Source organism: Kitasatospora sp. NPDC057738 (genome assembly GCF_042798815.1).
Classification (GTDB): domain Bacteria; phylum Actinomycetota; class Actinomycetes; order Streptomycetales; family Streptomycetaceae; genus Kitasatospora; species Kitasatospora lactacystinica.
Window position 1 is genome coordinate 90,813 of record NZ_JBHVJT010000001.1, and the last position, 20,077, is coordinate 110,889.

The 20,077-nt window shown below is 73.9% G+C and carries 17 protein-coding genes; 11 read left to right on the forward strand and 6 right to left on the reverse strand.

What is annotated here, in order from left to right; translation table 11 throughout:
- Nucleotides 1–39: 39 nt before the first annotated feature.
- On the reverse strand, nt 40–255 hold the full coding sequence (locus tag ACFVGO_RS00345; protein ID WP_359898470.1) for a heavy-metal-associated domain-containing protein: 216 nt from the start codon (nt 253–255) through the stop codon (nt 40–42).
- A 349-nt stretch (nt 256–604) separates the two neighbouring features.
- Here ACFVGO_RS00345 and ACFVGO_RS00350 point away from each other — a divergent pair, with 349 nt between their 5' ends.
- The 3 genes from ACFVGO_RS00350 (at nt 605) to ACFVGO_RS00360 (ending at nt 2,527) form a co-directional block, all read left to right on the forward strand.
- Nucleotides 605–742 carry a hypothetical protein gene (locus tag ACFVGO_RS00350; protein WP_380630433.1) on the forward strand — a complete coding sequence of 46 codons (138 nt, stop codon included), beginning with the start codon at nt 605–607 and terminating at the stop codon, nt 740–742.
- Nucleotides 739–1,437: a DUF3152 domain-containing protein gene (locus tag ACFVGO_RS00355; protein ID WP_359898468.1), complete on the forward strand. Its 699-nt coding sequence runs from the start codon at nt 739–741 to the stop codon at nt 1,435–1,437. Before ACFVGO_RS00350 ends, ACFVGO_RS00355 begins: the two co-directional genes overlap by 4 nt.
- A gap of 178 nt (nt 1,438–1,615) precedes the next feature.
- Nucleotides 1,616–2,527 (forward strand): glutaminase, encoded by a 912-nt coding sequence (locus ACFVGO_RS00360; protein WP_359898535.1) that lies wholly within the window; start codon nt 1,616–1,618, stop codon nt 2,525–2,527.
- Between the two features lie 119 nt (nt 2,528–2,646).
- Here the strand turns inward: ACFVGO_RS00360 and glmS are convergent, their stop codons facing one another.
- Together glmS and ACFVGO_RS00370 are read right to left on the reverse strand one after the other, a co-directional pair.
- On the reverse strand, nt 2,647–4,473 hold the full coding sequence (gene glmS, locus ACFVGO_RS00365; RefSeq protein ID WP_359898467.1) for a glutamine--fructose-6-phosphate transaminase (isomerizing): 1,827 nt from the start codon (nt 4,471–4,473) through the stop codon (nt 2,647–2,649).
- Between the two features lie 45 nt (nt 4,474–4,518).
- Nucleotides 4,519–4,794 carry a hypothetical protein gene (locus ACFVGO_RS00370; protein WP_359898466.1) on the reverse strand — a complete coding sequence of 92 codons (276 nt, stop codon included), beginning with the start codon at nt 4,792–4,794 and terminating at the stop codon, nt 4,519–4,521.
- Nucleotides 4,795–5,010: 216 nt separating this feature from the next.
- Between ACFVGO_RS00370 and asnB the strand changes: the two genes are divergently transcribed.
- The 4 genes from asnB (at nt 5,011) to ACFVGO_RS00390 (ending at nt 10,521) form a co-directional block, all read left to right on the forward strand.
- On the forward strand, nt 5,011–6,861 hold the full coding sequence (gene asnB / locus ACFVGO_RS00375; protein WP_359898465.1) for an asparagine synthase (glutamine-hydrolyzing): 1,851 nt from the start codon (nt 5,011–5,013) through the stop codon (nt 6,859–6,861).
- A 330-nt stretch (nt 6,862–7,191) separates the two neighbouring features.
- Complete coding sequence (locus ACFVGO_RS00380; RefSeq protein WP_380630434.1) at nt 7,192–8,310, forward strand: hypothetical protein; 1,119 nt, start codon at nt 7,192–7,194, stop codon at nt 8,308–8,310.
- 159 nt (nt 8,311–8,469) lie between these two features.
- The gene (locus ACFVGO_RS00385; RefSeq protein WP_380630435.1) at nt 8,470–9,924 is read left to right on the forward strand and encodes a pyridoxal phosphate-dependent decarboxylase family protein; all 1,455 of its coding nucleotides are present in this window, start codon (nt 8,470–8,472) and stop codon (nt 9,922–9,924) included.
- A gap of 129 nt (nt 9,925–10,053) precedes the next feature.
- Complete coding sequence (locus tag ACFVGO_RS00390) at nt 10,054–10,521, forward strand: hypothetical protein (protein WP_359898462.1); 468 nt, start codon at nt 10,054–10,056, stop codon at nt 10,519–10,521.
- A 9-nt stretch (nt 10,522–10,530) separates the two neighbouring features.
- Here ACFVGO_RS00390 and ACFVGO_RS00395 read toward each other — a convergent pair whose 3' ends face one another.
- The 3 genes from ACFVGO_RS00395 to ACFVGO_RS00405 all read right to left on the reverse strand — a co-directional run bounded on the left by ACFVGO_RS00395 (nt 10,531) and on the right by ACFVGO_RS00405 (nt 15,299).
- The gene (locus tag ACFVGO_RS00395; protein ID WP_359898461.1) at nt 10,531–10,821 is read right to left on the reverse strand and encodes a muconolactone Delta-isomerase family protein; all 291 of its coding nucleotides are present in this window, start codon (nt 10,819–10,821) and stop codon (nt 10,531–10,533) included.
- 153 nt (nt 10,822–10,974) lie between these two features.
- Nucleotides 10,975–11,190, reverse strand: a complete 216-nt coding sequence (locus ACFVGO_RS00400; protein WP_380630436.1) for a hypothetical protein — start codon at nt 11,188–11,190, stop codon at nt 10,975–10,977.
- A 182-nt stretch (nt 11,191–11,372) separates the two neighbouring features.
- The gene (locus ACFVGO_RS00405; protein ID WP_380630438.1) at nt 11,373–15,299 is read right to left on the reverse strand and encodes an amino acid adenylation domain-containing protein; all 3,927 of its coding nucleotides are present in this window, start codon (nt 15,297–15,299) and stop codon (nt 11,373–11,375) included.
- A 262-nt stretch (nt 15,300–15,561) separates the two neighbouring features.
- On the opposite strand from ACFVGO_RS00405, the gene ACFVGO_RS00410 reads away from it, so the two are divergent.
- From ACFVGO_RS00410 to ACFVGO_RS00425, 4 genes are all read left to right on the forward strand, one after another.
- Nucleotides 15,562–16,257, forward strand: coding sequence for a GNAT family N-acetyltransferase (locus ACFVGO_RS00410; protein WP_380630439.1), 696 nt, complete (start codon nt 15,562–15,564; stop codon nt 16,255–16,257).
- 286 nt (nt 16,258–16,543) lie between these two features.
- Nucleotides 16,544–17,806 carry a MurT ligase domain-containing protein gene (locus ACFVGO_RS00415; protein WP_359898457.1) on the forward strand — a complete coding sequence of 421 codons (1,263 nt, stop codon included), beginning with the start codon at nt 16,544–16,546 and terminating at the stop codon, nt 17,804–17,806.
- Between the two features lie 46 nt (nt 17,807–17,852).
- Nucleotides 17,853–18,581 (forward strand): glutamine amidotransferase, encoded by a 729-nt coding sequence (locus ACFVGO_RS00420; protein ID WP_359898456.1) that lies wholly within the window; start codon nt 17,853–17,855, stop codon nt 18,579–18,581.
- 352 nt (nt 18,582–18,933) lie between these two features.
- Nucleotides 18,934–19,959 (forward strand): 6-phosphofructokinase, encoded by a 1,026-nt coding sequence (locus ACFVGO_RS00425; protein WP_359898455.1) that lies wholly within the window; start codon nt 18,934–18,936, stop codon nt 19,957–19,959.
- Nucleotides 19,960–20,077 lie beyond the last annotated feature (118 nt).

A 20,077-nucleotide genomic window follows, 5' to 3' on the forward strand; every position in this document is an offset into this window, starting at 1 on the left:
CTCGGCGACATCCGAACCCGACGGGCCCCGCCGCCGTCCTCAGGCCCGCCCGACGAAGGTGAACCCGGCCCCGTCGACCACGCCGCGGACCAGCGCCTCGTCCAGCGGCTGCGCGGAGGCCACGGTGACCCGGCCGCTCGGAGCGTCGGCACTGACGTCGGTGACGCCGGGCAGGACGGCGAGCCCGGCGCTGACCGTCTTCTCGCAGTGGCCGCAGCTCATGCCGTCGACGGCGAATACGGCGGTGGTGGACATGACGGCGCCTCCGATGGCGTTCCGGACGGGCGGGCTCGACCCGGGCGGATCGAACCCGACGCGTCGACTCCGACGAACCGACCCGGACGGGTCGACCCGCCCGCCCTACGACACCCGATTCCGACGCCGCCGCCCAGGGACACGCCGCCCGGGTGACACCATCGAGCGGTTCCGGGAACCGCCCGGGCCTCCCGTCCGACTGGGCCGTGCCGTGGCGCGCGCCACGTCCTGAACCGCCGCCGCGCCCCGTCCCGTTCCTCCAGGTACCACCCTTTCGCACGACCGGGCGACGGCCCGGCCGACGATCGGCGGCCGCGGCCCGCCGATCCCGTCCTGGAGCACCTCCGCCATGTCCACCCTGGCCCCGATCCACGACCGACCGGACACCACCGCCCTCCTGGTGACCCACGGCGCCCTGCGCGGCGAGTCCGCCCGCCTCACCGAGGCCTGTCGCGCGCACCCGGACGCGGCGGGAGCGGGCCGTTGAGGGCGCTCGCGCGGCTCCGCCGCCGCAAGCCCCGGCACGGCGCCCTCGCCCTCGCGCTGGCCGCGGCGCTGACCGCCGGGCTGCTCTGGTGGCAGCCGTGGAGCGACGGGGACGGGGACCGGCTGGCGTTCACGACCGCGTCCGGCGGCTCGGACCGCTTCGGCACCGGCGAGCGCCTGTACCGCTACAAGGTGCGGGTGGAGGACGGGATCGCGGAGAGCCCGGCGCAGTTCGCGGCCGAGGTGGACGCCGTCCTGGGCGATGTCCGGCGCGGTTGGGCGGCCGGCGGCACGGTCTCGTTCCAGCGGGTGCCCGCGGACCCGGTGGACTTCACCGTCTACCTGGCCACCCCGAGGTCCACCGACCGGATCTGCGGCCAGTACGGGCTGGACACCGGCGGCTGGGTGAACTGCGGCGTCACCCACCAGGTGGTCATCAACCTCAAGCGCTGGACCGAGCTGTCCGAGTTCTACCGGGGCCGGCCCGAGCTGTACCACGCGCTCGCCGTCAACCACGAGGTCGGCCACATCCTCGGCAACGGCCACGTCGACTGCCCCGGCCCGGGCGCCCCGGCGCCGGTGATGATGCAGCAGATCAAGGGGCTGCACGGCTGCGTCCCCAACGGCCTGCCGTACTCGGACTCCGGCACCCTGCTCACCGGCCCGCCCGTCCAGGCCCCCACGAACGCGCCGTGACCCGCCCGCGCCCGACCCCCGTACCGGGTCCGCGCCCGGAACACGGATAATCCTGGTCGGACCGGACGCCCCCGCACCGCGCGACCGCTCCCGCCCGTGTCCGCTGCCGGTCCCGGTGCTGTCCGCGGTCGGTGCCGGTGGAGGAGAAGCGTTGAACGGTGTGCCCGGCGGGGAGATCCTGGACTGGCCGGTGCTGCTGGAGGCCGCCGAGGCGGCCGCCCGGGCGACCGCGGGCCGGGGCCGGGTGGCGGACTACATCCCGGCCCTCGCCACCGCCGACCCGGAGGCCTTCGGCATGGCCGTCGCCACCGTCGACGGGGAGCTGCACGGCGTCGGTCAGTGGGAGCGGCCGTTCTCCGTCCAGAGCGTCTCGAAGCTGTTCTCGCTCGCCCTCGCGGTGGCGTACGGCGGCGACGCGCTCTGGCAGGGCGTCGGCCGCGAGCCGTCCGGCAACCCGTTCAACTCCCTGGTGCAGCTGGAGACCGAGCACGGCATCCCGCGCAACCCGTTCATCAACGCGGGCGCCCTGGTGGTCACCGACCGCCTCCAGACCATGACCGGCGACGCCTCGGGCGCGGTACGGGAGTTCCTGCGCCGCGAGTCCGGCAACCCGCTGCTCGACACCGACCCGGTGGTCGCCGCCTCGGAGGCCGAACACGGCCACCGCAACGCCGCGCTGGCCCACTTCATCGCCAGCCACGGCAACCTGCAGAACCCGGTCGAGACCGTGCTGGAGCACTACTACGCCCACTGCGCCGTGGCCACCAGCTGCCGCGACCTGGTGCTGGCCGGTTCCTTCCTCGCCCGCTACGGCGTGCGTGCCGACGGCACCCGGCTGATGTCCCGCAGCGAGACCAAGCGGATCAACGCCGTCCTGCTCACCTGCGGCACCTACGACGCGGCCGGCGAGTTCGCCTTCCGCGTGGGCCTGCCGGGCAAGAGCGGCGTCGGCGGCGGCATCCTCGCCATACTCCCCGGCCGCGCCGCCGTCTGCGCCTGGGGCCCGCGCCTGGACCAGGCCGGCAACTCCGTCGCCGCGGTGGCCGCCCTGGACACCCTGACCACCCTGTCCGGGTGCTCGGTGTTCTGAAAGCACGCAATCCGAAAGCACGCAAGGAGAGAACGCGGGCCCCGGCCGTCCGCACAGCGACCGGGACCCGCGGGTCCGGTGCGAGCGCCCCGCTCCCGGGGCGCTCGCCGCGAGGGGCCCTACTCCACCGTCACGCTCTTCGCCAGGTTGCGCGGCTTGTCCACGTCGCGGCCGAGGGCGACGGCGGCGTGGTAGGCCAGCAGCTGGAGCGGGATGTTGAGCAGCAGCGGGTCCAGTTCGGGCTCGCTCTTGGGCACCAGGATGCAGTGGTCCGCGAGCTTCTCCTCCGGCCGCCGGTGAGCGACGGCGATGATCCGCCCGGAGCGGGCCTTGATCTCGCCGAGCGTGGTCAGGTTCTTGTCCAGCAGCTCGTCGTCCGGAACCAGTGCCACGGTGGGCAGTTCGGGGCTGATCAGCGCCAGCGGGCCGTGCTTGAGCTCGCTCGCCGGGTAGGCCTCGGCGTGGACGTAGGAGATCTCCTTGAGCTTCTGCGCGCCCTCGCGGGCCACCGGGAAGCCGCGCACCCGGCCGATGAACATCATGCCGGTGGAGTCGGCGTACTCGGCGGCGAGCCGGGCGATGGCCTCGCTCTGCTCCAGCACCTCGCGGATCTGGTCCGGCAGCGCCTGGAGCGCCGAAACGATCCGGCGCCCGTCGGCGGGCGACAGGTCGTGGATGCGGCCGAAGTGCAGGGCGAGCAGCGCGAAGGCGACCACGGTGGAGGTGAACGCCTTGGTGGAGGCGACCGAGACCTCCGGACCGGCGTGCAGGTAGATACCGCCGTCACACTCTCGGGCGATAGCACTGCCCACGGTGTTGACGACGCCGAGCACCCGCCCGCCCTTGCGCTTGACCTCCTGGACGGCGGCCAGCGTGTCGTAGGTCTCGCCGGACTGGCTGACCGCCACGTACAGGGTGTCCGCCTCGATCACCGGGTTCCGGTAGCGGAACTCCGAGGCCGGCTCGCTGTGCGCGGGGATCCGGGCCAGCTCCTCGATCAGCTGCGCGCCCATCTCGCCCGCGTAGTAGGCCGATCCGCAGCCGAGGATCTTCACCCGGCGGATCTCGCGCAGCTCCCGGGCGTCCAGGTTGAGGCCGCCGAGGTGCGCGGTGGCGAAGCGCTCGTCGAGCCGGCCGCTCAGGGTGCGCTCGACCGAGCCGGGCTGCTCGTGGATCTCCTTGAGCAGGAAGTGCTCGAAGCCGCCGGTGTCGTAGGAGTCGACCTCCCAGTCCACGGTGGACGGCTGGCGGTGCGTGGTGCGGGCGTCCGCGGTGAAGGTGCGGAAGCCGTCGGCCCGGACGGTGGCCAGCTCGCCGTCCTCCAGGTGGACGACCTGGCGGGTGTAGCGGACCAGCGCGGAGACGTCCGAGGCCGCGAACATCTCCTTCTCGCCGATGCCCAGCACGATCGGGCTGCCGTTGCGGGCGACCACGATCCGGTCCGGCCGCTCGCCGTCGAGCACCGCGATGCCGTAGGTGCCGACCACCCGGGCGAGCGCGGCCCGTACCGCGTCCTCCAGCTCGACGCCCTCGGCGACGTTCGCGGCGATCAGGTGGGCGAGCACCTCGGTGTCGGTCTCGGAGCGGAACACCGCGCCGTCGGCGGTGAGCTTGGCGCGCAGCTCGTCGGCGTTCTCGATGATGCCGTTGTGGACGACGGCGATCCGCTCGGCGTTGTCCAGGTGCGGGTGCGCGTTGGCGTCACTGGGGACGCCGTGGGTGGCCCAGCGGGTGTGGCCGATGCCGGTGGTGCCCTTGAACCGGGCCGGCACGGCGGCGGCCAGGTCGGCGACCCGCCCCTTCACCTTGCGGAGCTTGATCCCGCCGCTGCGCCCGGTGACGGCGACGCCGGCCGAGTCGTAGCCGCGGTACTCCAGCCGCGCCAGCCCCTCCAGCAGGAAGGGGGTCGCATCCTTGGGGCCGATGTAGGCCACGATTCCGCACATGCGTGGTCTCCTCTTCGAGGTCTTCAGAAGGTCGGGAACGACGGCTCAGCCGTAGACGATCCGCCGCAGCTGGCGGGCCGAGAGCTCCGGCGCCGAGACCCGGCGCTGCGGCAGTTCCTCGGCGAGCCGGGCGAAGATCCGCTCGTTGGTCAGTCCGCGCGCCTGGAGCTCGGTGTGGCGGCGGCGCACGTAGTCCTCGGTGCTCTCGGAGAAGTACGCCAGCACCTCCGCCACGACCCGCGCCGCCTCCCGGGGCCCGAGCGGGCTGGTCCGGGTGAGGTGGGCGAGGAGGTCTTCGTGGGGGTGGGGTGAGCTCGGCACGAGTGAGGAGCCTAGGTCGGCAGGCCCGTCGAAGCCAAAGTTTCTGCCCGAAATCGGGCAGACATTACGACTTTCAGACTGGATTCACTCCTTCTTCACATTCGACCGCCGAACGGCCACCCGATCACCCCCGTTCCCGAAAGCCCCTTGAAGCGGCACCAACTCCGCACGTAGCGTGACCCCCTGAACACGAAGCGGAAGACCGGAGGCTTGCTGATGTGCGGGATCACCGGATGGGTCGCGTTCGAGCGCGACCTCACCGCCGAACGGGGTGTCCTCGACGCGATGACGGCCACCCAGGTCCGCCGCGGCCCGGACGCCGGCGGCGTCCACCTGGAGCCGCACGCCGCGCTCGGCCACCGCCGGCTCGCGGTGATCGACATCGAGGGCGGCGTCCAGCCGATGACGGCCGAGCACGACGGCCGGACGCTGGCCGTGCTCACCTACAGCGGCGAGGTCTACAACCACCGCGAACTGCGCGCCGAACTGGAGGCGGCCGGGCACCGCTTCCGCACCCGCAGCGACACCGAGGTCGTGCTGCGCGCCTACCTGGAATGGGGCGAGCACCTGGCCGAGCGGCTCAACGGCATGTTCGCCTTCGCGGTCTGGGACGTCCGGCGCGAGGAACTGCTGCTGGTCCGCGACCGGATGGGCGTCAAACCCCTGTACTACCACCGCACCCCGGACGGCGTGATCTTCGGCTCCGAGGTCAAGGCCCTGCTCGCCCACCCCGCCGTGCGCCCGGTGGTGGACCTGGACGGGCTGCGCGAACTGCTCGGCTACACCCGCACCCCCGGCCTCACCCCGTACCGGGACATCCACGAGGTCCGGCCCGGGCACGTCGTCCGGGTGCGCCGCGAGGGCCTGTCGGTCCGCCGCTACTGGGCGCTGGAGGCACGCGAGCACCGTGACAGCCTGGAGGCCACCGTCGCCACCGTCCGGGCCCTGCTGGACGACATCGTGCACCGCCAGCTGGAGGCGGACGTCCCGCTCTGCTCGCTGCTCTCCGGCGGCCTGGACTCCAGTGCCGTCACCGCCCTCGCCGCCCGGACGCTGGGCGCCGCCGGGGCCGGCCCGGTGCGCTCCTTCTCCGTCGGCTTCGCCGGGCAGAGCGAGACCTTCCACGCCAACGACGTCCGGCAGACCCAGGACGGCCCGTTCGCCCGGCTGCTCGCCGCGCACGTCGGCGCCGACCACAGCGTCGTCGAGCTGAACGCCGCCGACCTGACCGACCCGTCCCGGCGCTCCGTCGTGCTGCGCGCCCGTGACCTGCCCAACGGCGTCGGCGACATGGACACCTCGCTGCTGCTGCTCTTCCGGGGCGTGCGCCGCCACTCCACGGTCGCGCTGTCCGGCGAGTCCGCGGACGAGCTCTTCGGCGGCTACCGCTGGTTCCACGACCCGAAGACCGTCGCCGTCGAGGACTTCCCCTGGGCCCTCGGCCTCACCGGCATCGCCGGCGGCGGTGCCACCCCGCGCGAACACCTCCTGGACGCCGAACTGCTCCGCAAGCTCGACCTGGACGGCTACCGCAGGGCCCGCTACCGCGACGCGATCGCCGAGGTCCCGCACCTGCCGGCGGCGGATCCGGTGGAACGCCGGATGCGCGAGATCTCGTACCTCAACCTGACCCGCTTCGTCTGCATCCTGCTCGACCGCAAGGACCGGATGAGCATGGCCAACGGGCTGGAGGTGCGGGTGCCGTTCTGCGACCACCGGCTGGTCCAGTACGTCTTCAACGCCCCGTGGGCGATGAAGTCCTTCGACGGACGGGAGAAGAGCCTGCTGCGCGCCGCCGTCCGGGACGTGCTGCCGGACGCGGTCGCCCAGCGGCCGAAGAGCCCGTACCCGGTCACCACCGACCCGCACTACCCGGCGAAACTGCGCGCCGAACTCGCCCGGCTCGCCGCCGAGCGCACCTCCCCGGCCCTGGACCTGCTCGACCGGCGGCGCCTCGCCGACGCGCTCGCCCCGGACACCGACCCGCAGTCCGTCCGGCTGGCCGTCGACCTCGCACTGGACTTCGACGCCTGGCTGACGGACTACCAGGTGACGCTGGAGCTGTGAACGGGCGCAGCGCGGCGCCCCGACCACCGGGGCCGTGAGCGCCGGAGCCCCGGAACGGCGGCGCGAGGAGGACGCCGGAGCCCCCGAACGGCGGCACGCGGGGCACCGGGGCGCGGGTACCACCACTCGGACGGCGCAGTGACGCGCGCCCGCGCCCCCATACTCCGTCCGGGTGATTGTGAGGGGGAGCATCCCGCCGGTCCCGGCGGTCCGACCGTGCGATAGCGTCGCCGACACCTCCCGAATGGCGGGCGAATTCGCGGATTAACCGCTCATCTGCCGTCAGGATGGGAGCGAAACGTTCACCTCGATCCGCCGGGGGATCCCGTCATGCAGCCGCGAGTCTTCGCGATTCTCACCGCCCTGCTCCTGGGCGTCCTGGGCCTGGGATCGGTGGCCGTCACCGACTGGTCGCCCACGGCGTCCGGCGCGGCCCCCGCCGCCGTCGCCCCCGGGGCCCCCGCCACCGGCGCCCGGCCGGCCGCGGCCGGGCCGGCGAGCGCCACCCCGACCGGCGACCCCGCGGTGTGGACCCGCTCCACGCTGCGCAACAAGCTGATGGCCGAGATGGACGCCACCGATCCCGGCGTCGCCCTGGCCGACCTCGACAGGATCACCAAGGAGAAGCCGTACACCGTGCGCTTCTGCCACCCGATCGCGCACGAGCTCGGCCACGCGGCGGTCAAGCGCTTCAACGCCGACTTCCAGAAGGTCATCTCCTTCCCGCACGAGACCTGCGCGGCCGGCTACCTGCACGGCGCGGTCGAGGAGATGCTCAACGCCTCCGCCCAGCCCGAGACCGACCTGCTCAAGCTCTGCGCGCCCAAGAACAGCGGCCCCTGCATCCACGGCGTCGGCCACGGCACGATGTTCGTGGTCAAGCAGGACGTCGCCAAGGCCCGCGACCTGTGCAACAAGTTCCCCTCCGACCAGAACCGGATCCGCTGCTCCGAGGGCCTGTTCATGCAGCTCTTCGGCCCGGACGAGGAGGACGAGCAGGCCAAGGCCAACCTGCCCGCCGACAAGCTCGCCCAGGACCCGCTCTACCCGTGCAAGGACCAGCCGGCGCTGTTCCAGTCCGCCTGCTTCTTCTACGCCCCGACCTTCTTCCTGTCCTCGCACGACTACCCGAACCACCCCGAGATCTACGCCGAGGCCCTCAAGTGGTGCCTCAACGGCAAGGCGAGCGGCGGGGCGGTGGACTGCAGCCGCGGTGTCGGCTCGCGCACCATGAAGTACAACCTGGACCGCGAGGACTGGGCGGCCGAGCAGTGCGCCACCGCCGCCGACGGCTGGCAGCGCAAGGCCTGCGCCGAGGGCCTGGTCAGCTACTACACGGTCAACTACACCGACGGGGGCGCGGCCGGACGGCTCTGCGCCAAGATCACCAACAAGGAGATGCAGGGGTACTGCCGTTCGGCGAGCGGCCTGTCCGGCTCGCTGGACTGACGCCCCGGTCTCCCGACCGACACCCGGTCCCGGCATGAGGGCCCGCGCCGCACGGCGCGGGCCCTCATGCGTAAGATCGCCCGATCATCGCCTGATCAGGGTGCGCCAAGGACGCCGCGCCTCGCCCAGCCCGTCCCCCCGGCCTCCCTGGAGCACGCCATGACCACCGAGGACTTCCCCGGCACCGACCTCCCCGGCACCGACTTCCGCCGCGCCGCCCACGCCACCGCCGACCTGGTCTCCGACTACCTCGCCGAACTGCCCGGCCGCCCGGTCTGGCAGCCCATGGACGAGACCGCCCGCCGGGCCCTGCTCGACGCCCCGCTGCCCACCGAGGGCCGCCCGCTCGACGAGCTGATCGGCGCCATCGGACGCGACGTCCTGCCGTACCCGATGGGCAACGGCAACCCGCGCTTCTTCGGCTGGGTCAACTCCGCCCCCGCCCCCGCCGGGGTGCTCGCCACCCTCGCCGCCTCCGCGATGAACCCCAGCTCGGCCGGCGGCGACCACGCCGACGTCCACCTGGAGCGCGCCGTGGTCCGCTGGACGGCCGAGCTGGTCGGCTTCCCGCACCCCGCTGGCGGCGGCCTGCTCACCTCCGGCACCTCGATGGCGACCATCGTCTGCCTCGCCGCCGCCCGCGACCGGGCCGCCCGGCGGGCCGGCCGGGACGTCCGCGAGGAGGGCCTGGCGGGCCTGCCGCCGCTGGTCGGCTACGTCACCGGCGAGACCCACTCCTGCGTCCGCAAGGCCGCCGAACTCCTCGGCCTCGGCAGCAGGCACCTGCGCACCGTGGCCTCCGGCCCCGACGGCCGGCTGGACACCGCCGACCTGCGGGCAGCCGTCGAGCGCGACCGCGCGGCCGGCCTGCTGCCCTTCCTGGTCGTCGCCTCGGCGGGCACCGTCGGCACCGGCGCGGTGGACGCGTTCGACCCGATCGCCGACCTCTGCGAGGAGCAGGGCCTCTGGCTGCACGTCGACGGCGCGTACGGCGCCTTCGGCCGGCTCGACCCGGCCATCGCCCACCGCTACGCCGGCCTGGAGCGGGCCGACTCGCTCGCCCTCGACCCGCACAAGTGGCTCGGCGTCCCGGTCGACTGCGGCTGCGCACTGGTCCGCGACGCCGAGGAGCTGCGCGGCACCTTCAGCCTCGTCCCGTCCTACCTGCGCGACGAGGCGGCCGGCGCGCTCGGCTGGTTCTCCGAGTACGGCACCGAGCAGACCCGTCCCTTCCGGGCCCTCAAGGTCTGGGCCACCATCGCCCACAAGGGCCGCGCCGGCCTCGCCCGGGACATCGCCCGGTGCACCGCGCTGGCCCGCCGGCTCGGCGAACTCGTCCAGGCCGACGAGGAGTTGGAGCTGCTCGCCGAGGTGCAGACCTCGATCGTGGCGTTCCGCCACCGCGCCCCCGGCCTGGACGAGGCCGCGCGCGACGCCCTCAACCGCGACCTCCCCGCCGCCGTCCAGCGGCGCGGCCGGGTCTTCGTCACCGGCGCCCGCCTCGGCAGCGCCGAGATGCTCCGCGCCTGCCTCCTCAACGCCGCCACGACGGAGGCCGACCTCCACCTCCTGCTCGCCGAGGTCAGGGCCGCGGCCCGCGAGCTGCTCGGGTAGGCCGCCGGACGCCGTCCGGCCTCCCGGGGCGGCCCCGCGCGTTCCTCCCGTAACAGCCCGGCGCGGACCGTAACCGGCTGGTCACGACGGATGCCCGACCGGGAAACACCGGTCGGGCACGGTGGCGGCATGGAGCATTCGAAGCCCTCTCCCCGCCGTGTCCCCGGTGCCCCCGACGCCGTCCGCGCCCCCGCCGGTCCCCGCGCCCGCCGCACCCGTCACTGGCGCCGTGACACCGTCGAACTCGCCGCCGTCTTCCTCTCCGTCACCGCCGCCGACCTGGTCGCGAAGGTCGTCGTCCACGGCCCCGAGGGCCCGGCCGTCCTCGTCGGCTCCGCCCTCGCCCTGCTCGCCGTCACCCTCCTGCACGCCTGGGTGTCCCCGCACGCCCCGCCCCCGACCACCCTCTGGCGCGTCCGCACCACCGTCCTCGCCCACACCCCCACCGCCCTCGCCGACCACCGGATCACCCTGCTCTCCCTCCACCCCCAGGAGCTCTTCCTCCGCACCGAGCACTCGGTGACCCCGGCCGTTCTGACGGCACTGCTGACCACCACCGGCCACACCCTCCAGGACGCGCCGACCCGCATCGCCTGAGCCGTCGCCTCAGTCCGGGCCAGGGTCGTTGGGGTGGGGTTCGAGCGGGGTCACCACGGCGGTCATCCACGGCCACATCGGAAGGCTGCCGAGCACCTCCGCGCGCAGTTGCGCCTCGTCCGCCGCCCGCCAGACGCCGAGGCTGCGCCGTTCGCCGACCGGGCGCCACAGCCTGGCCAGGTGGCCGGTGGCGGCCAGCTCACGGGCCCGGACGGCCTCGGCGGCGCGCCGCCGGTCGACCTCCTCCTCGGCGGTGCCCTCGGGTACGGCGGTGGTGATCTCGACCAGGAACTCCTTCACGGTCCCGCTCCCTTCTCGCCCCCACCCGCCCATCCTCGGCCCGGCACCCGCCCGCCGCCACGACCGGCCCGCCCCCGGTGGGCCGGTCGGGTGGTCGTGCCGGCGGCGGCCCGAGGAGGGCGGCCGCCGCCGGCGGCGGAATTCCGGGAGGTGTCAGCCCTGGTCGGCGGGCTGCACGACGCACACGGCGTTGCCGAGCATCGGTCCGAAGCCGCCGAGCAGCGCGCCGAGCACCTGGTGGCAGGCGGCGGCCTCCTCGGGCGTCTTGGGACCGTTGTGCTCGTTGGCGGCCGCGGCCGGCTGGGCGAGGGCGAGCGGCAGGGCGAGCAGCAGGGCGCAACAGGCCGCGGCCAGTGCGGAGTTCTTCACGGACCGGGGACCGGATCGCGGAACGGACCGCGGAACGGACGACTGGACGGACGACTGGACGGACATCGGAAAGCCCCTTCGGTAGGGAGTCGGGATCGGCGGAAAGCCGAGCCATCCCTATCCGAAGGGGCTTCCCCGCTCACGGATCCTGGGCCGTCCGTGAGCGTGTCCACATCATCCGATCAGCGGTCCGGGAGCTCCCCGGGGACCGTCCGTTCCACCTCCCGGATCGCGGCGGCCAGCTCGCCCACCCCGTGCTCCCGCAGCACCCCGTAGTGGTCGCCGGCCAGGTCGACCACGGTGGGCGGGGCGGCCGAGTAGCCGGTGCTGCCCTCGATGAAGGAGTAGTCGTCGCCCGCGGCCCTGAAGACGGTCACCGGCGCGTCCAGCCGCCGCTCGGCGAGTTCGCGGAAGCTGTACTCGAACTCGTACGTCTCACCGACGATCCCGGTGATCCGCCGGATGAGCTCCTCGTCCAGCTCCGGCAGCATCCGGTGCACGGAGGCCACGAAGGTGGGCTCGTCCACCGTGTCGGCCAGGCAGCGCTCCAGCTCGGGGCCGCTGATCCGGCCGGTGAACACCCCGAACAGGATGGTCAGGTACCCCTGGTTCGCGTACGAGGCCTCGCGGCCCCACCGCTCGCCGTCGGCCCGGCGCACCTTCGGATTGCCCGGGCAGATCAGCAGCAGCCGCTCCACCCGCTGCCCGGCCCGCTCCAGCTGCCAGGCCGCCTCGAAGGCGACCCGGGCGCCGAAGGAGAAGCCCCACAGCGTGTACGGCCCCCGCGGCCGCACCCGGCGCAGCTCGGCGACGTCGGCGGCGGCCATCTCCCCGATGGTCGGGTACGGCGTCTCGCCCGGGTTGATGCCGTGCGCCTGGACGCCGTAGAAGGCCCGGTCCCCGCTCGCCTCCCGGCCGAGCAGCCGCAGGTTCATCGGGTAGCCGCCCAGTCCGGGCCAGCAGAACACCGCCCGGTCGGCCCCTCCCGGGTGCAACCGGATCAGCCGCGAACCGGCGGCCGCTGCCCTGCCCGCGCCGTCCTCGCCGCAGGCCCGCTCGACGCGCGCGGCCAGTTCGCCCAGCCGGGGGCACTCGAAGAGCACCTGGAGCGGCAGGGCGATGCCGAACTCCCGGTTGATCCGGTGGACCAGGGCGACGGCGATCAGCGAGTTCCCGCCGGCGGCGAAGAACTCGTCCGTCACCGAGGCGTCCTCGTACCCCAGCGCCCGCCCCCAGGCCTCGGCCAGCCACCGCTCGTACCCGGTGGCCGGGGCGACGTACTCGCCGCGCACGTCGGCCGTGCGGACGGCCTCCGAGGCGGCCAGCGCCTTGAGGTCCACCTTGCCGTTCGCGGTGAGCGGCAGGGCGTCCGTCACCAGCACCCGGTTGGGCAGCATGTAGTCGGGCAGCAGGGTGGCCAGTTCGTCCTTGATGATCTCGGCCGGGCCCTTCATGTGGACGGTGTCCTCGTGCATGCCCTCGCTGCTGATCTGCTCCTCGCTCACCCTGCCGCCGAGGAAGAAGTACGACGGGCCGGGGGTGATGCCGAGGCCGGCCAGGATCTCGTCGATGCGCCGCGAAGCGGGCAGCGGGTGGCCGGACTTGGAGCTGTAGCCGGAGGACATGAAGCCCAGGGACAGGCCGTTGCGCTGGAGGCGGTGCAGCACCGCGCCGAGCGCGATGTACTCCAGCCACTCCTCCTCGGCGCGGCCGACGGCCGTGATGCCGAACGCGGCCCGGGCGTAGACGGCCTGGTTGATCGCGATCACGTGCCGGGATTCCACCACCTCGTCCGAGACGTGCGTCAACTCGCCCTCGGCGTACCGGTAGAGGCCGCCCGGCAGGCCGTCCACCCGGTCCTGGTGGGCCTGGACGTACAGCTCGGTGCGCTCGGCCCGGGCCGGGCCGCCGGCCCGGACGACCGCGAAGCCGCCCAGGTAGTGGTCCTCCTCGGCGACGTCCAGCCGGTCCTTGACGGCCGGGTCGGGGCCGAGCGGACGCACGTCCAGCCCGTACTCGGGCAGCACCTCCTCCAGGACGCCCAGCATGTGGCCGGTCTCGAACTCCAGCACCTCCCGGATGTTGTTGCGGTAGACGGGTTCGACGGCGCCGTGCTTCCCGGAGAAGTGCAGCGTCAGGTACGCCTCGGCCCGGGTCCCGGCCGGCCCGATCCGGACCAGGACGTGCTCCACCGGGTGGTAGTAGTACAGCCCGGCCGCGAGCCCGTCCAGGCCGCCGGTCTCCAGGTACAGCTGGGTCGCGTACAGCGCGCCGGGCGAGGCGTAGGCGTACTTGGGCAGCAGCCGCTCCTCACTGTGGAACTGGCCGAACCACCGTAGGACGCGGCCGAGTTCGGGCAGGCTCAGCAGCTCCGGGTCACGGCCGAAGGTGCCGGCCGGGCGCGGGGCGAGCAGCGCGGTGAGGTCGTCCCGGGTGACCGCGCCGCCGTCGTAGAAGCGGTAGGTCTTGCGGGCGAAGACCTCCCGGCGCTGGGCCGCGGTCTCCTTCCGGCCGGGCAGCTCGACCCGCTCGCGGCCCGCCAGCCGGTCCCGGTCGCGCAGGCCCGGGTCTGACAGCTGGGCCTTGACCTGGAGCTTGCTGGCCTTGGACTGGTGGTGGCCGCCGTGGACGCCCTGGTCCATCAGGGCGGCCTCGCGCGGGTTGAGCTCGACGCAGGCGACCAGGTTCGGGTGCCCGGTGCGGCCGTCCCCGGTGACGACGGCGGCCGCACGGCGCACCCAGGTGTGCTCCTCGATCGCGCGGGCGATCTCGTCCAGCTCGACCCGGTACCCGCGCAGCTTGACCTGGTTGTCCACCCGGCCGGCGAACTGGAGGGTGCCGTCCGGGTTCCACCGCACGAGGTCGCCGGTGCGGTACAGCCGCTCGCCGGGGGCGAACGGGGAGCGGACGAACCGCTCCTCGGTCAGCTCCGGCCGGTTCAGGTAGCCGCGGGCCAGCTGGACGCCGCCGATGTACAGCTCGCCCACGCCGTCGGCGGCCACCGGCACCAGTTGCTCGTCGAGGACGTAGCACTCGGTGTCGGCCACCGGGCGCCCGATCGGCACCGATCCGGCGCCGTCGGCCGGATCGGCCGGGTCCACCAGGTGCGAGGTGGCGTTGATGGTGCATTCGGTCGGGCCGTACAGATTGACCAGGGCGGCCTGCGGCAGGGCCCGGCCCAGGTCGCGGGCGAGCCGCCGGGAGAGCGCCTCGCCGCCGGAGAACACCCTGGTCAGGCCGGTGCACCCGGCGAAGTCCTCGGTGTCCAGCAGCGCCCGGAGCAGGGTCGGCACGCACTGGAGCGCCGTCACCCCGTGCCGTCGGACGGCGGCGACCAGCGCCTCCGGGTCGCGGTGGAGGCCGGGGGTGCCGGCCACCACCCGGGCGCCGACCGCCGGGGCGAGGATCTCCCACTGCGCGGCGTCGAAGCTCATCGGGGTCTTCTGCAGCACGGTGACCCCGGGGTCGAGGTGGCCCGCGGAGTGCATCCAGTGCAGCTGGGAGACCACCGAGCGGTGCTCGATCATCACGCCCTTGGGCCGGCCGGTGCTGCCCGAGGTGTAGATCACATAGGCCAGCGACTCCGGTTCGACGGCCTCCCGCTCCTCCGCGTCCCGCGGCGGCGGGGCGTCCTCGACGGCGAGGACCGCCGTCCCGGCCGGGGCCAGCGCGGCCAGCCGCTCGCGCAGGTGCGCCTGGGTGAGCACGATCCTGGTGCCGCTGTCCTCGATCATGTAGCGGAGCCGGTCCTCGGGGTACTCGGGCGACAGCGGCAGGTAGCCGGCCCCGGCGTACAGCACGCCCCAGGCTCCGGCGACCAGCTCGACGGACGGCTCGACGTACAGGCCGACGCAGCCGTCCGGGCCGGCGCCCAGGCGGCGCAGCCGCTCGGCCAGCCGGCGGGCGGTCCCGACGAGCTCCTGGAAGGTGAGGCCGCCGCCGGCGCCGAGCACGGCCGGCGCGTCGGGCCGCAGGCGCGCCTGCCGGTCGAGCAGGCCGGTGAGCGCGGTGCCGGCCGGAGCGCGGCGGGCGTGCGGGACGACGGGGGTGGTGGCGGTGGTGGCGGCGGTGGTGTCGGTGGTGGTGGGGACGGACGGGGTGTCACGCATGGGAACGGCCTTCGGTACGTGGACGTACGGGGCCCGGCCTCCTGCTCACCAGGAGCACCGGGACGCAACCCACCGTCGGCCGCCCGCCGTCCCACCCGCATGAGGCACCGGCCGTGACCTGCGCCGACACCGTCCCGGCCGGGCGGCCCGCGGTCCCGGGCCGGGGCCCGCCCGGTCCCACCCCGCCGACCACGCCCCCGGGCATTCGCGCGTTCACGATCACGTAACCGAACGGAAGCGCACCGTCGGTAGCGTCGGCGGCATGAAGGCATCACGCACACGCCCCGAACGGCTCTGGCACCGGCCCTTCCGCAGGTCCGACCGCAGGTGCGCGGCGCCCGAGGGCCAGGCCACCCGGCTGCCCGCGCTCACCGGCGGACCGTACCGGACCGTCCGGCCGCACCCGCCCGCGACCCGCGCCGCCCGGACGCCGGACGCCCCGTCCCGGCTGTCCCTGCCGGACGGGACCGGGCTGCTGCTGCGCCCGGCCGGGCCGGCCGACCGGGAGGCGGCGCTGGCGATGCACGGCCGCTGCTCCCCCGCCTCGCTGCGGCAGCGCTACCACGGCCCGGTCCGCGACGCCGGCCGCTACCTGGACCACCTGCTGGACCCCCGGCACGGCCGCAGCTTCGCGGTGACCGCCCCGGACGGGCGGCTCGTCGCGCTCGGGCACCTGATGTGGGACGACGGCGAGGCCGAGCTGGCCGTCCTGGTCGAGGACGCCTGGCAGCGCCGCGGGCTGGGTCTGGCGCTGCTGCGGCAGCTGTCGGCGGCGGCCCGGTCGGCCGACGTGCGGACGGTGTACGCGGTGACCCACGGCACCAACAGCGGGCTGATCACCGCGATGCGCCGGCTGGGCGCGCCGCTGGACTTCCGGGCCGAGGACGGCACCCTGGTGATCACCGCCACGTTGGCCGCCGGCGATCCGGCCGACTGTGCCCACCGTCCGGGCCACTGATCATTTCTTCACCAGATCCTTACCCGGGCACCTCGGGAACCCGGCGGTGCCCGTGGAGCGTCGTCAAGGAGTAGGGGCTCGGCCGGGGCCGAAGCCCCCTGGTCGCTCCGTACACCGCCCTCCTCGACGGGCCCTCAGCCGCACCCGCGAACGCGTCGCAGCAGGCGGCACGGGGTCCGGATCGTCCGGCCGGGCGACGGAGTCGGTAGGCTGACCCCCGTCCCCGCCGCCCGACGGCCCGTTATCCGGCCGCGAGCGGTGCCGCAGCAAGGAGGAACCACTGAGCATGGCAGGCACCGAATCGGAGCCCACAGGCGCACGCGACGCCTCGCTGCCGGCCCGCGCGAAGATCGCGGTGACCGCCGGGCGGGTCGCCGCCGCCGTGTCGCGCAAGGCCGGACGCGGGAGCGGCTCGGTGATCGGCGGCAAGGTCGCCCTCAGGCTCGACCCCGACCTGCTCGCCACCCTCGCCGACCACCTCGACGTCGTCCTGGTCAGCGCGACCAACGGCAAGACCACCACGACCCGCCTGATCGCCGAGGCGCTGCGCGCCGCCGGCCCGGTGGTCTCCAACGCCCTGGGCGCCAACATGCCCGCCGGCATCACCTCCGCCCTGGCCGGCGGCACGGACGCCCGCTTCGGCGTGATCGAGGTCGACGAGAAGTACCTGGCGATGGTCGCCCGCGACACCCGCCCCAAGGCGATCGCCCTGCTCAACCTCTCCCGCGACCAGCTCGACCGCGCCGCCGAGACCCGGATGATGGCCGAGAAGTGGCGTGAGGGCCTCCAGAACACCGAGGCCGTGGTCATCGCCAACGCCGACGACCCGCTGGTGACCTGGGCCGCCTCCTCCTGCAAGAAGGTGGTCTGGGTGGCCGCCGGACAGGCCTGGAAGGAGGACGCCTGGTCGTGCCCCGCCTGCGGCGGCGTGATGCAGCGCCCCGGCGACGACTGGTTCTGCCAGGACTGCGGCTTCCGCCGGCCCAACCCGCACTGGGCGCTCCAGGGCACCCACGTGATCGACCCGCAGCGCGGCGCCTGGCCGATCCAGCTCCAGCTGCCCGGCCGGGCCAACCTGGCCAACGCCACCAGCTCGGCCGCCGTCGCCGCCGTCTTCGGCGTCGCCCCGCAGGTCGCCCTGGAGCGGATGCGCTCGGTGGCCGCCGTGGCCGGCCGCTACGACGTGGTCCAGTACCAGGGCCGGGACATCCGCCTGCTGCTGGCCAAGAACCCGGCCGGCTGGCTGGAGACCTTCTCGCTGATCGACGGCCCGCCCGCCCCGGTGATCCTCTCCGTCAACGCCCTCGACGCCGACGGCACCGACACCTCCTGGCTGTGGGACGTCGACTACGAGCGCCTCGCCGGGCACCCGGTCTTCGTGATGGGCCAGCGCAAGCTGGACCTGGCCGTCCGCCTGGAGGTCGCCGGACTCCAGTTCCACGTGGTCGACACCCTGGAGCAGGCCGTCCGGATGGCCCCGCCCGGCCGGATCGAGGCCATCGCCAACTACACCGCCTTCCAGCAGCTGCGGAAGGTCGTGGCCGGCTGATGCCGCGCCCGCACACCAGTCTTTACGTGACGGAAGGCCTTCGAGGATGAGTGAGAGCAGCCTGCGCGTGGTCTGGGTCTACCCGGACCTGCTCAGCACCTACGGCGACCGGGGCAACGCCCTGGTCGTGGAGCGCCGGGCCCGCCAGCGCCACCTCAACGTGACCCGGATCGACGTCCGCTCCGACCAGGCGATCCCCACCAGCGGTGACATCTACCTGATCGGCGGCGGCGAGGACCGCCCGCAGCGCCTGGCCGCCGAGCGGCTGCGCGCCGACAGCGGCCTGGTGCGGGCCGCCGAGAACGGCGCGATCATCTTCGGCGTCTGCGCCGGCTTCCAGATCATGGGCCACGAGTTCATCAACGACCTCGGCGAGCGCGAGCCGGGCCTGGGCCTGCTCGACGTCTGGACCGCCCGCGGCGAGGGCGAGCGCTGCGTCGGCGACGTGCTCGCCGACGTCGACCCCCGGCTCGGTCTGCCGCAGCTGACCGGCTTCGAGAACCACCAGGGCGTCACGCATCTCGGCCAGGGCGTGCAGCCCTTCGCCACCGTCTCCGTCGGCCGGGGCAACGGCACCGGGGACGGCACCGAGGGCGCCTGGCGGGACACCGTGTTCGGCACCTACCTGCACGGCCCGGTGCTGGCCCGCAACCCCGCCGTGGCCGACATGCTGCTCAAGCTGGCGCTGGACGTCAACGCCCTGCCGCCGGCCGACACCACCTGGTACGACGCGCTGCGCGCCGAGCGCATCGCGGCCGCGACGCGCCCCCAGTAGTACGCCCGGTACGCCCCGGCCGGGTGCCCGCCATGCGGTCACCCGGTCCGCGGGTGGCCCCGGAAGTACCACAATGGGGCTGCCTACTGCACACCCTCCTCGGCAGCAGGCTGCAATTCCGCGCGGGGGCGCCGACGGCGCCGCTCCCGCGTCGGCTCCTGCCCGGCCGGACCAGGGGCCGTATGCTCGACTTCACGGCCGTTTTCGGGCGTTCTGTCCGGATCGGCCGGTCCTTCACCCCACGGCCACCTCCCCGCCATCGCGGCGTGGGAGCGCCCCGTTACGGTGACGGCTCGTCGTCCCAGCCTGTAGTCCGGCCGTTCCTCGGTTCTGCTCGGGAGTTGCAAAGCTAATGCGTATTGGAGTGCTGACCAGCGGCGGTGACTGCCCCGGCCTGAACGCGGTGATCCGCTCCGTGGTCCACCGGGGGGTGGTCGACCACGGCGACGAGATCATCGGGTTCGAGGACGGGTGGCGCGGATTCCTGGAGGGCCACCACCGCCCCCTGACCCTGGATTCGGTGAGCGGCATCCTGGCCCAGGGCGGCACCATCCTCGGTTCGTCCCGGGTCCAGCCGAGCCACCTGCGGGACGGCGTCGAGCGGGCCAAGCGGTACTGCTCCGACCTCGGCCTCGACGCGGTCATCCCGATCGGCGGCGAGGGCACCCTCAAGGCCGCCAAGCTGATGAGCGACGCGGGCCTGCCGATCGTCGGGGTGCCGAAGACCATCGACAACGACATCGCCGCCACCGACGTGACCTTCGGCTTCGACACCGCCGTCTCGGTGGCCACCGAGGCGCTGGACCGGCTGAAGACCACCGCCGAGTCCCACCAGCGGGTCATGGTCGTCGAGGTCATGGGCCGGCACACCGGCTGGATCGCGCTGAACGCGGGCATGGCGGCCGGCGCCCACGCCATCGTCGTCCCGGAACGCCCGTTCCACATCGACAAGCTCACCGATGTCGTCCGCGAGCGCTTCGACCGCCAGAAGAAGTTCGCCATCGTGGTCTGCGCCGAAGGCGCCAAGCCCGAGCCCGGCACCATGCACTGGGAGGAGGGCACCAAGGACATCTACGGCCACGAGCGGTTCACCGGCATCGCCACCCAGCTCTCCCGCGAACTGGAGCACCGCCTCGGCAAGGAGGCCCGCCCGGTGATCCTCGGCCACACCCAGCGCGGCGGCACCCCGACCGCCTACGACCGGGTGCTCGCCACCCGCTTCGGCTGGCATGCCGTCGAGGCCGTCCACAAGGGCGCCTTCGGGCACATCACCGCGCTGCAGGGCACCAACATCAACCTGGTGCCGCTGGCCGAGGCGGTCGCCGAACTGAAGACCGTGCCGCAGGACCGCTACCTGGAGGCCGAGACGGTCATCTGACCGCCCTCCGCCCCTCCCGAGGCCCCCGGACCGCGCCGTCCGGGGGCCTCGGCGCGTCCCGGGGACGGGCCGCCGCAACCGGCGGGCGTCCGCGGGCCCCGGCCGTTAGCGTGTCCGG

Bases quoted from the DNA above. Each gene is read 5' to 3' on its own strand.
- asnB (WP_359898465.1), top strand. From the start codon at position 5,011: ATGTGCGGGATCACCGGATGGGTCGCGTTCGAGCGCGACCTCACCGCC.
- glmS (WP_359898467.1), bottom strand. From the start codon at position 4,473: ATGTGCGGAATCGTGGCCTACATCGGCCCCAAGGATGCGACCCCCTTC.
- ACFVGO_RS00380 (WP_380630434.1), top strand. From the start codon at position 7,192: ATGCAGCCGCGAGTCTTCGCGATTCTCACCGCCCTGCTCCTGGGCGTC.
- ACFVGO_RS00415 (WP_359898457.1), top strand. From the start codon at position 16,544: ATGGCAGGCACCGAATCGGAGCCCACAGGCGCACGCGACGCCTCGCTG.
- ACFVGO_RS00385 (WP_380630435.1), top strand. From the start codon at position 8,470: ATGACCACCGAGGACTTCCCCGGCACCGACCTCCCCGGCACCGACTTC.
- ACFVGO_RS00425 (WP_359898455.1), top strand. From the start codon at position 18,934: ATGCGTATTGGAGTGCTGACCAGCGGCGGTGACTGCCCCGGCCTGAAC.
- ACFVGO_RS00410 (WP_380630439.1), top strand. From the start codon at position 15,562: ATGAAGGCATCACGCACACGCCCCGAACGGCTCTGGCACCGGCCCTTC.
- ACFVGO_RS00420 (WP_359898456.1), top strand. From the start codon at position 17,853: ATGAGTGAGAGCAGCCTGCGCGTGGTCTGGGTCTACCCGGACCTGCTC.
- ACFVGO_RS00390 (WP_359898462.1), top strand. From the start codon at position 10,054: ATGGAGCATTCGAAGCCCTCTCCCCGCCGTGTCCCCGGTGCCCCCGAC.
- ACFVGO_RS00345 (WP_359898470.1), bottom strand. From the start codon at position 255: ATGTCCACCACCGCCGTATTCGCCGTCGACGGCATGAGCTGCGGCCAC.
- ACFVGO_RS00405 (WP_380630438.1), bottom strand. From the start codon at position 15,299: ATGCGTGACACCCCGTCCGTCCCCACCACCACCGACACCACCGCCGCC.
- ACFVGO_RS00350 (WP_380630433.1), top strand. From the start codon at position 605: ATGTCCACCCTGGCCCCGATCCACGACCGACCGGACACCACCGCCCTC.